Below are 13,343 nucleotides of genomic sequence, written 5' to 3'. Positions count from 1 at the left end.
GGGTCCTGCCCAGCGAGAACGACCGGCGGTCGGTGCCGTCGGTTTGCCAAGATCCTCCGCGCGTGGCGACCGCCACGTCCACTGGGAGGGGAGACTGATGACCACGACGGTCGAGCCGACACCGGCTCCGGCGCCGCCGCGCCCCGCACGGCGTCGTCGGCGTACCGATGGTCGGTTGCGCGGCGTGCTCGGTCGGCTGACCGAGCTCGTGCTGGTCCTGCTGGTCGTCAGCTTCGGCACCTTCGCCCTGGTGTCCCTGATGGACGTCGACCCCGCGGTGTCGATCCTCGGTGAGGGCTACGCGGCGGAGGACTACGAGAAGGTCCGCGAGGACCTCGGGCTCAACGACCCGATGCTGGTCCGCTACTTCGACTGGCTGGGCGGCGCGCTCACCGGTGACCTCGGCCGGTCCGTGATCCCGCCGTACCACGACGTGGTCGACCGGATCCTCGGCGCGCTCCCCGTGAGCGTCGAGCTCGCCGCGCTCGGCATGGGCATGGCGCTGCTGTTCAGCATCCCGCTGGCGATGTGGTCGGCCTTCCACGCCGGTGGACGCGTGGACCGGTTCGTCAGCGCCGGCACCTTCGCGGTGCTCTCGCTGCCGAGCTTCCTCGTCGGCCTGCTGGTCATCCTGGTCTTCTCCAACACGCTGGGGTGGTTCCCGCGGGCGGAGTGGTCACGGCTCAGCGAGGGGCTGGGCGACAACCTCTACCACGCGTTCCTGCCGGCGCTGACGATCGCGCTCGCCGAGACCGCGATGTTCACCCGCATCCTGCGCAACGACCTGATCGGCACGCTGCAGGAGGACTTCATCCTCGCCGCGAAGGCCAAGGGCATGGGCACGGTCCACGTCCTGTTCAGCGACGCGCTGCGTCCGTCGTCGTTCTCCCTGATCACGCTCATGGGCATCAGCCTGGGCCGCCTGATCGGCAGCACGGTGATCGTGGAGTACCTCTTCGCGCTGCCCGGCATGGGCACCTTGGTGATCGGTGCGGCCAACACCGGTGACTACGTGACCGTGCAGGGAGCGGTGTTGGTGATCGCGGTGATCTATGTCGTCACCAACGCCCTGATCGACATCTCCTACGGCTACCTCGACCCGCGCGTGCGGAGGTCCCATGTCTGAGCAAGTTTCCGGGCCCCGGTCTGGGCAGGTCGTCGACTCCGCGGCCCCCGAGGTCACCCGCGACGAGGTCGCGCGCAAGCCTGCCTGGCGGGGACCGCTGGTCGCCGCGGTCGGCCTGGCCATCACCGTCGTGGCGATCGTCGCCATGGCGGGTCAGGGCTGGGCCCAGGCGGGCGTGGTCCTGCTCGGCCTCGTCGTGCTCTACGTCGGTGCGGTCGAGGTCGGTCAGCGCCGGTTCGGTCCGGAGTTCGACCTGACGACCTGGCTGTGCCTGGTGTGGCTGGTCGTGCTGATCACGGCCGCGATCGCCGCACCGCTGCTGCCGATCGGGGAGCACGAGAACCTCGCCGCCACGATGATGGACCCGGCGATGGCGCGGCCCGACCTGTTGTCGGACCACCCGCTGGGCACCAACAACTTCGGTCTCGACCTGCTCGCTCGCGTGCTCTACGGCGCCCGGGCCTCGCTGGTCGTCGCGCTCGGCGCGGTGCTCATCGGCATGGTCGTCGGCGGCGCGATCGGCATCCTCGCCGGCTACCGACGCAAGTGGACCGACCAGGTCGTGGCGATCTTCGCCAACTCGCTGCTGGCCGTGCCGCCGCTCATCCTGCTCATCGCGCTGGCGACCGTGCTCGACCCGAGCCTGCGCAACATCGCCTTCGCCCTGTCGCTGATGGCGCTGCCGAGCATGATCCGGGTCGCGCGGGCCAGCACGATGTCCTTCGCGCAGCGCGAGTTCGTCCTCGCCGGACGCGCGATGGGCGCCTCCAACGTCCGGATCATGGTGCGTGAGCTGCTGCCCAACGTGCTGCTGCCGCTGGCGTCGTACGCGATGGTCATGGTCTCGGTCCTGATCGTCGCCGAGGCCTCGCTGAGCTTCCTCGGTCTCGGCATCCAAGCGCCCACGCCGTCCTGGGGGAACATGATCTCCGAGGGGCAGGGACGCGTGTTCGAGCAGCACCCGCACATCGTGATGGTGCCGGGGACCGTGCTCTTCTTGACGGTGTTCGCCTTCAACGCACTCGGGGAGCGGGCGCGCAAGCGCTTCGACCCGCGCGCGGGCAAGCTCTAGGAGAACCTGATGACCCAGTCCACCTCTCAGGTCCTCCCCGGCGCAGCGCCGGCGACCGACCAGCCGATGCTGGTCGTCAACGACCTGCGCACGGTGATCCAGACGGCGCGCGGCCCGCTGCGCGCGGTCGACGGTGTGTCGCTGACCCTGCGCAAGGGGGAGTCGCTCGGCATCGTCGGTGAGTCCGGCTCGGGCAAGTCCGTGCTTGGGCGCACCATCATGGGCCTGCACCGCACCGAGGGCCCCATCACGGTCACCGGTCAGGTGCTGCTCGACGGCGTCGACGTGCAGCAGCTCGGCCGCAAGCAGCTGCCGGGCCTGTGGGGGAGCAAGGTCGGCATGGTCTTCCAGGACCCGCTCACCGCGCTGAACCCCGTGAAGAAGGTCGGCGTCCACCTGACCGAGACCGTGCGCAAGCACCGTGGGCTCAACCGTGCCCAGGCCCGTGAGCGTGCGCTGGAGCTGCTCGACCTCGTCGGCATCCCCGACTCGCGCCGGCGCATCGACCAGTACCCGCACGAGCTGTCCGGCGGCATGCGTCAGCGCGTCGTGATCGCGATGGCCCTGGCCAACGAGCCGGAGCTGCTGATCGCCGACGAGCCGACGACCGCGCTCGACGTGACGGTGCAGCGCCAGATCCTCGACCTGCTCGACCGGCTGCGTGCCGAGCTCGGCATGGCGTTGATCCTGATCAGCCACAACCTCGGGGTGGTCGCCGGTCGCACCGACCGGGTCGCGGTGATGTATGCCGGCCGGGTCGTGGAGACCGCCGACGCGCGCTCGCTGTTCACCCAGCCGCACCACCCGTACGCCGAGGCACTGCTCGCGGCGATCCCCGAGCTCGACGACGCACCGCACCTGCGGCTGGCGGCGATCGACGGCTCCCCGCCCGACATGACCTCGCCGCCCCCCGCGTGCCGGTTCGCCCCGCGCTGCCGCTACGCCCAGGAGGACTGCGTGACCATCACCCCGCCGCTCGACGGTCCGGGTGGTCACCTGTTCGCGTGTCACCACCCGGTCGGATTCGGCGGCCGGTCCGAGCGAGGAGAGAGCTGATGGCTGGTTCCGGCAGCATGCACCTGCGTCCCGAGGGCGAGCGGGTGCTCAGCGTCGAGGAGCTGGTCGTCGAGTTCCCGGCCAAGGGCGGCCAGACGGTGCACGCCGTCTCCGGCATCAGCTTCGACCTGGTCGAGGGGGAGACGCTCGGCATCCTGGGGGAGTCCGGCTGCGGCAAGTCCAGCGCCGGTCGCGCGATCATGCAGCTCCCACCGCCCACGTCGGGCTCTGTCCGGCTGGCCGAGGAGTCGCTCACCGATAACCAGGGCGAGAAGCTGCGCCAGGCGCGCTCGCACATGCAGATGATCTTCCAGGACCCGGTGTCGTCGCTGAACCCGCGCCGCAAGGTCAAGGACCTCGTCGCCGAGGGTCCGCGGATCTGGGGTCGTGAGGTCAGCGACGAGAAGATCCGCGAGGTGCTGGACGCGGTCGGGCTCAACCCCGACGTGGTCTGGGACCGTCGCCCCCACGAGCTGTCCGGTGGACAGTGCCAGCGCGTGTGCATCGCCCGCGCGCTCATGCTCGATCCGCGCGTGCTCATCTGCGACGAGCCGGTCTCCAGCCTGGACGTCTCCGTCCAGGCACAGATCCTCAACCTGCTCGAGGACACCAAGGCCCGCTACGACCTGAGCATGGTCTTCATCGCCCATGACATCGCGGTCGTGAAGAACATCAGCGACCGGATCATGGTGATGTACCTCGGCAAGGTGTGCGAGGTCGTGCCTTCCGGGCGCCTGGCCAAGGAGGCGGTCCACCCCTACACGCGGCTGCTGCTGGAGTCGGTCCCGACCGCCCACCACGACGGCGACCAGCAGGAGCACGAGCTCGCCAGCGCGCTGTCCGCGGAGCTGCCCTCCCCGCTCGACCCCCCGAGCGGGTGCCGCTTCCGCACGCGCTGCCCGTTGGCCACGGAGCTGTGCGCGGAGCGCGAGCCGGAGCTGCGACCGGCCGGCGACGGGCACTTCGTCGCCTGCCACCACGCGGAGGTCGTCGCCCAGCGACCGCCCGTCGCAACCGGGCTCGTGGAGGCCGGCGCGTGACCACGATCGCGGAGATCCTGCGCAGCCGCCACGGGGACACGAAGGTCGGACTGCGCTTCGAGGACCAGGAGTGGACCTGGGACGAGATCGTGCAGGAGAGTTGCGACCGCGCGGCCGCACTCCTCGACACCGTCCCCCGTCCAGCGGACCGCCAGGTGCATGTCGGCGTGCTTCTCGACAACGTGCCCGACTTCGTCTTCTGGGTCGGCGCCTGCGGGATGGCCGGTGCCGTGCTCGTCGGCCTGAACTCGAGCCGCAGCGGCCCGGAGATCGCCGACGATGCTGCGCACGCCGACCTCGACCTGATCATCACCGAGACGAAGTGGGCCGCCACGCTGGCGGAGGGCGGCCCTGCCGCGCCGGTGTGGGTCGTCGACGCCGAGGCGGACGGTGACGCGGCGTACGCGAAGTGGCTGGCGCCGTACCGCGGTGCGCAGCTGCCCCAGGTGCAGCCGAGCGCCGAGGATCTGGCGATGCTGCTGTTCAGCAGCGGCTCCACCGGGCGGCCCAAGGCTGCGCTGGTGAGCCAGGGCCGGCTCGGTCGGTTGACCGACACTCTCGTCGGGCGGCTGGGCATCGACCGCGACTCGGTCACCTACCTCTCCACGCCGCTGTTCCACGGCAACGCCGTGATGATCAACCTCGCGCCGGCCTGGCACGCGGGCGCCACGGTGGCGATGGTGCGCAAGTTCTCCGCCTCTCGCTTCAGCGACGACATCCACCGCCACGGCGTGACGTTCGTGAACTACGTCGGGCGGACCCTGTCGTACGTCCTGACCCGCCCGGAGGACCCGCGCGACCGCACCAGCACGCTGCGCCTCGCCTACGGCACCGAGGGCTCGGTCGCCGACGTGCTCCGCTTCGGCGAGCGCTTCGGGTGTGAGGTGATGGAGGGCTACGGCTCCAGCGAGGGCGTGCTGCGCATCAACCGCACCCCGGACACCCCGCCGGGCGCCCTGGGTCTCCCGGCCAACGGCGCCGACGTCCGGGTGCTGCACCAGGAGACCGGTGAGGAGTGCCCGCGGGCGCGCTTCGACGAGACCGGGCGACTGGTCAACCCCGAGGCGATCGGCGAGCTGGTCGGCGTCGGGCTGGCCCACACCTTCGAGGGCTACTGGAAGAACCCCGGTGCCATGGCCGACCGCGTCCGCGGCGCGGACTACTGGACCGGTGACCTGGCCTACCGCGACGAGGACGGCTGGTTCTACTTCGCCGGCCGGTCCTCGGAATGGCTGCGGGTCGACTCGGAGAACTTCGCCGCGGCCCAGGTCGAGCGCGTGCTCGAGCGGTACCCCGGCACGGTGGCCGCACCGGTCTTCGCGGTGGCGGACCCGGTCACCGGCGACCAGGTGATGACCGCGATCGAGCTGGACCCCGACCGGAGCTTCGACCCGGTCGCCTTCGGCGAGTTCCTGGCCGCCCAGCCCGACATGGGCGCGAAGTGGTGGCCGGCCTACGTGCGCGTCGTCGAGCGGCTGCCCACGACCGGCAGCGGCAAGGTCGACAAGGCTCCCTTGCGCCACGTCGCCTGGAACACCGCACGGGACGCGGTCTACGCCCGCGTCGGACGGACGGCGGAGTACGTCGCGCTCGACGCCGCCGGCCGCGCGGAGCTCGTCGCGCGGTTCCAGGAGCACGGGCGTGCGGCGTACCTCCCGCAGGACGAGATGCCCGCCTGAGCTACCCGCCCGATCGGGGTCAGGCGCGGTGCTGGCGCAGCTCGTCGGAGGAGCGCTTCGCGCTGACATTGCTGCGCGAGCGCCGCTGCTTGCGGACGACCTCGTCGAGCTCGGCGAGCATCGTCTCGGCCCGGTCCCGCTCGTCGGCGTAGTAGCGCTCCGACCAGCGCAGCACCATGTTGGGGAAGGCCCACCCGGGCTCGTGCTCGGAGCCCTTGACGTCGGCGGCCGCCCGGATGCGCATCTTCTCCGACTCCTCGCGGTGCTGCTCGAGCATCGAGCGCAGCAGGTCGGGGTCGCTGGCGTGCCCGAGCCACATGCGCAGCATCACGCCGTGCTTGAGGACGGCCGGCTCCACCGGCGCCTCCGCGGCCCAGCGCGCGACGGCCTCCTCACCGGCCTCGGTGATGCGGTAGAGCCGCTTGCCGCGGAGGTCGTCCTTGTTGACCACGCGGGAGACCGCGAAGTCGAGCTCCTCGAGCTTGCGCAGCTCACCGTAGATCTGGCTGTAGGACGGGGCCCAGTAGAAGAACCGCAGGCTCCAGTTCGCCCACTTCTTCAAGTCGTAGCCCGACAGCTCCTCTCCGAACGACAGCAGCCCCAGGACCGCCCAGCTGGTGGGGCGCAGGGCGGGGAGGGGGTTCGGCACCGCGGTCTCGTCGGCAGGCATGGGCCGGATCCTACGCTCCGTCGCGTTCTCGGCATGTTCCGATTCGGAACATGCCGAGATCGGGATTGACGCTTGCCTCGTTGGAGTATTTCTATTAGACATACTCCAGTCCGAACCAGAGGAGGGGTGTGCGTGCTCGACGACGCGCTGGGCCGTGAGGTGGCCGACCTGTTGCAGGTGCTGAACGACGGCTTCCCCAGGGTCGAGGAGATGACCGGGGCGGAGGCGCGTGCGGCGGTGTCGGCACGCAGCGCCGTGGTCACCAACCTCGACGACGTCCGCGCGACCGAGGACCGCGTGGTCCCGACGGGCGCGGGCGAGGTGCCCGTGCGGATCTACCACCCGCACTCCGACGCGCCGGGGGCGGACGGAGCCCGGCCCGCGGTGGTCTTCTTCCACGGTGGCGGTTTCGTCTTCTGCAGCATCGAGAGTCACGACGGGTTCTGTCGCCGGGTGGCGCGTCACACCGGCGCGGTCGTGGTGTCGGTGGACTACCGCCTCGCTCCCGAGCACGCGGCGCCCGCAGCGGCCGAGGACGCCTACGCCGCCACCTGCTGGACCCATGCCGAGGCTGCGGCTCTCGGCATCGACGCCGACCGGATCGTCGTCGCCGGCGACAGCGCCGGCGGCAACCTCGCCGCCGTGGTCGCGCTCATGGCGCGTGATCGCGGGGGGCCGGCACTGGCCGGGCAGGTCCTGCTCTACCCGGTGATCGAGCCCGACTTCACCTCGCCGAGCTACGTGCGCTTCGGCGAGGGGCACTTCAACACCCGGGCCGCGATGGAGTGGTACTGGACCCAGTACCTCGGGGGCCACCCCGACACGACGCCGCTCCCCGAGCCCGTCGCCTACGTCGTCCCCAGCCGCGCGTCGAGTCTGGCCGACCTCGCGCCGGCGGTCGTGGTGACGGCGGGCCGCGACCCGCTGAGCTCCGAGGGCGAGGCCTACGCCCGCGCCCTGCGTGCGGCCGGCACCGCCGTACGCCATCGGCACTACCCGGACCTGTTCCACGGGTTCGCCACCATCGGCCCGTTCGCCGCCGCGGAGTCCGCGCGCGAGCTGCTCTGGGCCGACATCAGCGCGCTCGTCGCGCGCCCCGATCGAGAAGAGGTCTCCGCATGAGCGCTCCCCAGGCCCCCGACGTCGAGAACTGCGACGTCCTGGTCGTCGGCGCCGGGTTCGCCGGCATCTACACCGTCATCAAGGCCCGGTCCGCGGGTCTGGACGTGCGCGGTGTCGAGGCCGGCTCCGACGTGGGTGGGACGTGGTACTGGAACCGCTACCCGGGGGCCCGGTGCGACGTCGAGAGCATCGACTACTCCTACTCCTTCGACGAGGAGCTCCAGCGCGAATGGGTCTGGAGCGAGCGGTTCGCCGCCCAGCCCGAGATCCGTGCCTACATCGCGCACGTCGCCGACAAGTACGACGTCCGCCCGCACTTCCGCTTCGACGAGCGGGTCACCACCGCACGCTTCGACGAGTCGAGCGCCCGCTGGCAGGTCGAGACCGACACCGGCACGCGGATGTCGGCGCGTCATCTCGTGCTCGCCACGGGCAGCCTCTCGGCGCCGCACCTGCCCGACATCCCGGGCGTCGACAGCTTCGCCGGTGAGGTGCTGATGACGGCCGCCTGGCCCGAGGGTCCGGTCGACGTCAGCGGCAAGCGCGTCGGGGTCATCGGCACCGGCTCGTCGGGCATCCAGTCCGTCCCGATCCTGGCCGAGTCGGCCAGCCACCTCACGGTCTTCCAGCGCTCGGCCAACTACACCGTCCCGGCGTCCAACCGGCCTTTCGGCGAGGACGACCAGGTCGCGATCCAGGAGAACTACGCGGCCAGGCGGGCGACGTCGTGGGCCAGCTCCGCCGGCAGCCCCCACGTGAGCCACCCCCAGGAGATCTGGGACCTCGACGAGCAGGCGCGGCTGGAGGCACTCGAGCAGCGTTGGCAGGAAGGAGGCGTGCTGTTCGCGAAGACCTTCCCGAACCAGACCATCGACCCGGCCGTCAACGACATCGCGCGGGAGTTCGCGGAGGCCAAGATCCGCTCGATCGTCCGCGACCCGCAGGTCGCCGAGGACCTCATCCCGACCGACCACCCGATCGGCACGAAGCGGATCTGCACCGACGACGGCTACTACGCGACGTTCAACCGCGACAACGTCTCGCTGGTCAACCTGCGGCGTACGCCGATCGTGGAGGTCACCCCCGAGGGCATCCGCACCGAGGACGGGCTCGTCGAGCTCGACGTCCTCGTCTTCGCCACCGGCTTCGACGCCATGACCGGGGCGGTGACGCGCATCGACATCGTCGGACCGCGCGGCGAGTCGATCGCCGACGCCTGGGCCGACGGGCCGGTGACCTACCTCGGCATGACCGTGCCAGGCTTCCCGAACCTGTTCGCGCTCAACGGCCCCGGCAGCCCCTCGGTGCTGGCCAACATGGTGCTCACGGCTGAGCAGCAGGTGAACTGGATGGTCGACCTGATCACGCACTGCGACGGCGCAGGTCACACCGTCGTCGAGCCGCGGCGCGACGCGGCGAACGCGTGGTTCGACCACGTCAACCAGGCGGCTGCCGCGACGCTCTTCCCCAAGGCCAACTCGTGGTACATGGGAGCCAACATCGACGGCAAGACCCGGGTGTTCATGCCCTACATCGGCGGGTTCAAGCGCTACCTGGACCTCTGCGACGAGGCGCGCGACGGCGGCTACGCCGGGTTCGTGCTCGGGTCATGAGCGCCGCTCACCCGGCCGGGCGGACCGACCTGCTCGCCTCCCTGGCCGGCAAGGTCGCCGTGATCACCGGGGCCGCCCGGGGCCAGGGCGCGGCGGAGGCCGAGCTGCTGGCCGAGCTGGGTGCCCACGTCGTCCTCACCGACGTGATCGAGGACGAGGGCGCGGCGCTCGCCGGCCGGCTGGGGGAGTCGGCCACGTTCGTGCCCCACGACGTCTCCTCGCGCGCCGCCTGGGACCGCGTCGCCGAGGTTGCGCGCGCCCGCCACGGGCGCGTCGACGTGCTGATCAACAACGCCGGCGTCTACCGCACCGGCGACATCCTCACCTGGCCCGAGGACGAGCTGCGCCAGATCTTCGACATCAACCTGCTCGGTGCCGTGCTCGGCCTGCAAGCGATCGTGCCGCTGATGCCGGAGGGGTCCGCGGTGGTCAACGTCGCCTCCATCTCAGGGATGCGCGGGCACGCCGGCGCACTGCCGTACGCCGCCTCCAAGTGGGGCCTGCGGGGGGTGACGAAGTCGGCCGCCCGGGAGTTCGCGCCGCGCGGCATCCGGGTCAACTGCGTCTGCCCCGGCGCGGTGGAGACGCCGATGATCGCCGGCAGCACCATGGACCTCTCGCACCTGCCGATCCCGCGTCGCGGCACGGCGGCGGAGGTGGCCGGGCTGGTGGCCTACCTCGCCAGCGACGCCGCCGGCTACATCACCGGCGCCGACCTGGTCGTCGACGGCGGTTCGACCGCCTGACCCGGTTCCGCGCGGGTCCAGCTGAGCGGGACCGGGTGTGCGTGCGGTCACAGCACCACCTTCAATGGGAGGATGCTCGACCACGCCGCGCCCCGGACGCTCGGTGAGCTGCTCGCGCTGCGAGCCGTCACCCACGCCGACCGGCCCGCGGTGTGCGACGAGGTCGTCGCCCTCAGCTACGCCGAGCTGGCCGGACGGGCCCGGGCCGTCGCCCGTCTGCTGAGCGCACGCGGGGTCCGGCCCGGCGACCGGGTCGTGGTGCAGGGTCGCAACGAGGTGACCTGGGTGGTCGCGGCGTACGGCGTCCTGCTGGCGGGTGGGACCGTGGTCCCGCTGGGAGCCCGGGTCACCGAACAGGAGCGGTCCACGCTCATCGACCAGCTCATCCCGCGGCTGGCCGTCATCGGGCACGGCGTCGCGGTGCCGGACACCGAGGATCTGGACTGCCTCACCTTCACCGAGCTCGAGGCGGTGGCCCCCTGCGCCGGTGCCGGCGTCGCGACCGATGCCTGGGTGGACCCCGGCGACCAGGCGATCGTCATCTGCAGCTCCGGGACCTCGGGGCGGCTCAAGGCCGTCCCGATGGCGCACTGGCAGCTGCTGCGGATGTATGACGACACCCGGTTGGTGCTGGGGTGCCGGGAGGACGACGTCTGGGCCGGCGTGGTCCCGGTGTCGCACTCCTTCGGCTTCAACGGGGTGCTGCTCGTGGCGTTCCTGGCGGGCGCGTCGGTGCGGCTGGTGCCCGACTACCGTCGCGACGCGCTCGCGGCACTCGTGGCGGCGGGGGAGGTCACCGTGCTCGCCGGGCCGCCGGCGATCTACCACGACCTCGCCGAGCAGCTGGACGCGCCGGCGCCCCGGCTGCGTGTCGGCATCGTGGGCAGCACCGAGGTGTCGGCCACCGAGATGGTCGCGCTCGCCCGGACGCTGGGCGTGCCGCGGTTCGTCACGGGCTACGGCATGACCGAGACCTGCGGCACGGTGGCCATCGGTGATCTCGACCCGACCACCGAGGACCCCACTCCGTGGATGCCGCTGATGCCCGGCGTGGAGGCGCGCATCTGCGACAGCAGCGGCGCCGAGCTCCCGGCCGGCACGGCGGGCCGCATCCTCGTGCGCGGCTACAACCTCACCCGTCCGTACGCCGCAGCTCCCGACCTGCTGCCGGGCGGATGGTTCGACACCGGCGACGTCGGTCAGGTCGACGCGGCCGGCCGGCTCGCGGTCACGGGTCGCGTCGACGACATGGTGATCGTCTCGGGCTTCAACGTGCACCCCTCCGAGGTCGAGGCCGTCCTGCGCGAGCACCCCGGCGTCGCCCAGGTGGGCGTCGTCGGCACCCGCGACCCCCGCACCGGGCACCGCCTGGCCGCCTGCATCGTCCCGACCGACCCGCTCGACCCGCCGGACCGGGAGGCCGTCCGCGCCTGGGTGCGCGACCGGCTCTCGCCCTACAAGGTGCCCAGCGAGGTGGTCCTGCTCGACGAGCTGCCGGCCACGGCGACCGGCAAGCTGTCGCGCGTGGCCCTGCGCCAGACGGTGACCGGCGCGCAGTCGGCGAGCACCCGGTGAGCGGGACCGCGCTGGTCACCGGCGCGAGCCGCGGCATCGGGCGCCAGGTGGCGCTCGCGCTGGCGCGTGCCGGCTACGACGTCGCCTTCACCGCGCGCACCCTCCGCGAGGGCGACGGCACCGTCCCGCCCCGCACCGCGCGGGAGGCGGCCGCGGGAGCCGGTCCGCTGGGCGTCCCCGGCAGCCTGGAGAGCGTGGCTGCCGAGATCCGCGCGCACGGCGTGCAAGCGCTGCCGGTGCCGATGGATCTCACCGACCTCGCCAGCGTGCGTGCCGCCGCGACGCAGGTGACCGAGGCGTGGGGCCACGTCGACGTGCTGGTCAACAACGCGATCCTGCACGTGCCGCACGCGCGGGTGCTGGAGCTCGATCTCGACGCCCTGCGCGCCAGCCTCGAGGCCAACCACGTCCACCAGCTTGCGCTCGTGCAGGCCCTCCTGCCGCGGATGGTCGAGCGCGGCTCGGGCCTGGTCGTCGGGCTCTGGTCGGGCTCGGTCGTCAACGACCCGCCGGCCCCACCGGGAGAGGGTGGCTGGGGCCTCGGCTACGCGTCGTCGAAGGCCGCGTTCGCCCGCATCGCCGGTGCGATCAACGCCGAGTTCTGGGAGCACGGCGTCCGCGCCTTCAACCTCGACCCGGGCTTCGTGGTCACCGAGGCGGCCGCCGCGCGCGGTGGCGTCGAGCAGATCGCGGCCCACGGGGTGCCCACGGTCCCGGCCGCGGCCGCCGGGAGGGCCGTCGTGCGGCTGGCATCCGACCCGGCCTTCGCCGCCGGGTCCCGCGGCCGGGTGGTCCGGGCCGCCGACTTCGCGGAGATCGGGATGGAGACCCCATGAGCGCGCGCGTGTTCTTCTCCTTCCCCGAGGTCGTCGACCCCGAGCGCCACGAGGACTACAACGCCTGGCACCAGCTCGACCACCGCCCCGAGAACCTCGCCCTTCCCGGCATCGTCCACGGCGAGCGATGGGTGCGGACGCCGCAGTGCCGCGAGGCGGCTGCGTCCCTGGGTCCGGACGGCGATGCCGGGCTCTCGGCCGCGCAGTACGCCGCGATGTACTGGTTCCGCGAGCCGACCGAGCAGAGCATCCGGGAGTGGGTCGAGCTCGGCAGCACCACCGCCGAGGAGGGCCGGCGCCCCGACCAGGACTGGACCCGACGCCGCCTGACCGGGTTCTTCGCCCCGCTGCGCGGGTGGGTCAGCCCGCGCGAGGCGATCACCACGGCAGCGTTGCCGTTCCGTCCGGTGCGCGGCGTGCTGCTCGAGGTGTGGCGGGTCACCGACCCGCGCGGACCCGCGGCGGACGCCGCCCTGCGCGGCCTGCACCGAGCGGTCGCCGAGTCCGTCGAGCAGACCGACGGGATCGTCGGCGCGTGGAGCTTCGCCAGTCGGCGTACGACGGCCGAGGACGACGACGGCACGACGACCGGTGAGGAGCAGTGGGGCCGGCTGCAGGTCGTGGTGCGCTACTGCGAGGACGACCCCATCGAGCTGGTCGACGTCCTCGCCGCCACCGCGCCGGACCCCGTTCTCACCCCGCTCCTGCGCACCCCGCTGCTCACGATCACGCCGTGGACCTGGGACTGGTTCCGCGCCGACTACGCCCCGGGCACCGCGGGCAGGTAGGCTGCTGGCAGCACCACGTC

General features: G+C 72.1%; 12 protein-coding genes. 11 read left to right on the top strand and 1 reads right to left on the bottom strand.

What is annotated here, in order from left to right:
- The first annotated feature begins 97 nt into the window (after positions 1–97).
- Genes J2S59_RS18740 through J2S59_RS18720 form a run of 5 tightly spaced genes read left to right on the top strand, consistent with a single transcriptional unit; the run spans position 98 to position 5,973 of the window.
- Positions 98–1,126, top strand: a complete 1,029-nt coding sequence (locus J2S59_RS18740; protein ID WP_306825392.1) for an ABC transporter permease — start codon at positions 98–100, stop codon at positions 1,124–1,126.
- Positions 1,119–2,198: an ABC transporter permease gene (locus J2S59_RS18735; RefSeq protein ID WP_068118662.1), complete on the top strand. Its 1,080-nt coding sequence runs from the start codon at positions 1,119–1,121 to the stop codon at positions 2,196–2,198. Before J2S59_RS18740 ends, J2S59_RS18735 begins: the two co-directional genes overlap by 8 nt.
- Positions 2,199–2,207: 9 nt before the next feature.
- Complete coding sequence (locus tag J2S59_RS18730; RefSeq protein WP_068118659.1) at positions 2,208–3,254, top strand: ABC transporter ATP-binding protein; 1,047 nt, start codon at positions 2,208–2,210, stop codon at positions 3,252–3,254.
- Entirely contained in the window at positions 3,254–4,294 is a 1,041-nt protein-coding gene (locus J2S59_RS18725) for an ABC transporter ATP-binding protein (protein ID WP_068118653.1), read from the top strand. The genes J2S59_RS18730 and J2S59_RS18725 overlap by 1 nt, the downstream gene beginning before the upstream one ends.
- The gene (locus tag J2S59_RS18720) at positions 4,291–5,973 is read left to right on the top strand and encodes an AMP-binding protein (RefSeq protein WP_068118643.1); all 1,683 of its coding nucleotides are present in this window, start codon (positions 4,291–4,293) and stop codon (positions 5,971–5,973) included. The genes J2S59_RS18725 and J2S59_RS18720 overlap by 4 nt, the downstream gene beginning before the upstream one ends.
- Before the next feature lie 19 nt (positions 5,974–5,992).
- Here J2S59_RS18720 and J2S59_RS18715 read toward each other — a convergent pair whose 3' ends face one another.
- The gene (locus tag J2S59_RS18715; protein ID WP_068118640.1) at positions 5,993–6,643 is read right to left on the bottom strand and encodes a PadR family transcriptional regulator; all 651 of its coding nucleotides are present in this window, start codon (positions 6,641–6,643) and stop codon (positions 5,993–5,995) included.
- 132 nt (positions 6,644–6,775) lie between these two features.
- On the opposite strand from J2S59_RS18715, the gene J2S59_RS18710 reads away from it, so the two are divergent.
- The 6 genes from J2S59_RS18710 (at position 6,776) to J2S59_RS18685 (ending at position 13,323) form a co-directional block, all read left to right on the top strand.
- A complete protein-coding gene (locus J2S59_RS18710) occupies positions 6,776–7,765 on the top strand; it encodes an alpha/beta hydrolase (protein WP_246360166.1) in 990 nt (329 codons plus the stop codon).
- On the top strand, positions 7,762–9,378 hold the full coding sequence (locus J2S59_RS18705; RefSeq protein ID WP_068118637.1) for a flavin-containing monooxygenase: 1,617 nt from the start codon (positions 7,762–7,764) through the stop codon (positions 9,376–9,378). The genes J2S59_RS18710 and J2S59_RS18705 overlap by 4 nt, the downstream gene beginning before the upstream one ends.
- Entirely contained in the window at positions 9,375–10,124 is a 750-nt protein-coding gene (locus J2S59_RS18700) for an SDR family NAD(P)-dependent oxidoreductase (RefSeq protein WP_306825391.1), read from the top strand. Before J2S59_RS18705 ends, J2S59_RS18700 begins: the two co-directional genes overlap by 4 nt.
- Positions 10,125–10,196: 72 nt before the next feature.
- A complete protein-coding gene (locus J2S59_RS18695; RefSeq protein WP_306825390.1) occupies positions 10,197–11,699 on the top strand; it encodes a class I adenylate-forming enzyme family protein in 1,503 nt (500 codons plus the stop codon).
- The gene (locus J2S59_RS18690; RefSeq protein ID WP_306825389.1) at positions 11,696–12,535 is read left to right on the top strand and encodes an SDR family NAD(P)-dependent oxidoreductase; all 840 of its coding nucleotides are present in this window, start codon (positions 11,696–11,698) and stop codon (positions 12,533–12,535) included. The genes J2S59_RS18695 and J2S59_RS18690 overlap by 4 nt, the downstream gene beginning before the upstream one ends.
- On the top strand, positions 12,532–13,323 hold the full coding sequence (locus J2S59_RS18685; RefSeq protein WP_306825388.1) for a hypothetical protein: 792 nt from the start codon (positions 12,532–12,534) through the stop codon (positions 13,321–13,323). Before J2S59_RS18690 ends, J2S59_RS18685 begins: the two co-directional genes overlap by 4 nt.
- Positions 13,324–13,343: the final 20 nt, after the last annotated feature.

The organism is Nocardioides massiliensis, from assembly GCF_030811215.1.
In the GTDB taxonomy this organism is placed as follows: Bacteria; Actinomycetota; Actinomycetes; order Propionibacteriales; family Nocardioidaceae; genus Nocardioides_A; species Nocardioides_A massiliensis.
The sequence above is the reverse complement of the archived record's forward strand: the minus strand, read 5'-3'. Positions and strand labels throughout refer to the sequence as shown.

Excerpts from the sequence above, each read along its gene's own strand:
- J2S59_RS18740 (WP_306825392.1), top strand. The coding sequence starts at position 98 with ATGACCACGACGGTCGAGCCGACACCGGCTCCGGCGCCGCCGCGCCCC.
- J2S59_RS18735 (WP_068118662.1), top strand. The coding sequence starts at position 1,119 with ATGTCTGAGCAAGTTTCCGGGCCCCGGTCTGGGCAGGTCGTCGACTCC.
- J2S59_RS18730 (WP_068118659.1), top strand. The coding sequence starts at position 2,208 with ATGACCCAGTCCACCTCTCAGGTCCTCCCCGGCGCAGCGCCGGCGACC.
- J2S59_RS18725 (WP_068118653.1), top strand. The coding sequence starts at position 3,254 with ATGGCTGGTTCCGGCAGCATGCACCTGCGTCCCGAGGGCGAGCGGGTG.
- J2S59_RS18715 (WP_068118640.1), bottom strand. The coding sequence starts at position 6,643 with ATGCCTGCCGACGAGACCGCGGTGCCGAACCCCCTCCCCGCCCTGCGC.
- J2S59_RS18705 (WP_068118637.1), top strand. The coding sequence starts at position 7,762 with ATGAGCGCTCCCCAGGCCCCCGACGTCGAGAACTGCGACGTCCTGGTC.
- J2S59_RS18700 (WP_306825391.1), top strand. The coding sequence starts at position 9,375 with ATGAGCGCCGCTCACCCGGCCGGGCGGACCGACCTGCTCGCCTCCCTG.
- J2S59_RS18695 (WP_306825390.1), top strand. The coding sequence starts at position 10,197 with ATGCTCGACCACGCCGCGCCCCGGACGCTCGGTGAGCTGCTCGCGCTG.
- J2S59_RS18685 (WP_306825388.1), top strand. The coding sequence starts at position 12,532 with ATGAGCGCGCGCGTGTTCTTCTCCTTCCCCGAGGTCGTCGACCCCGAG.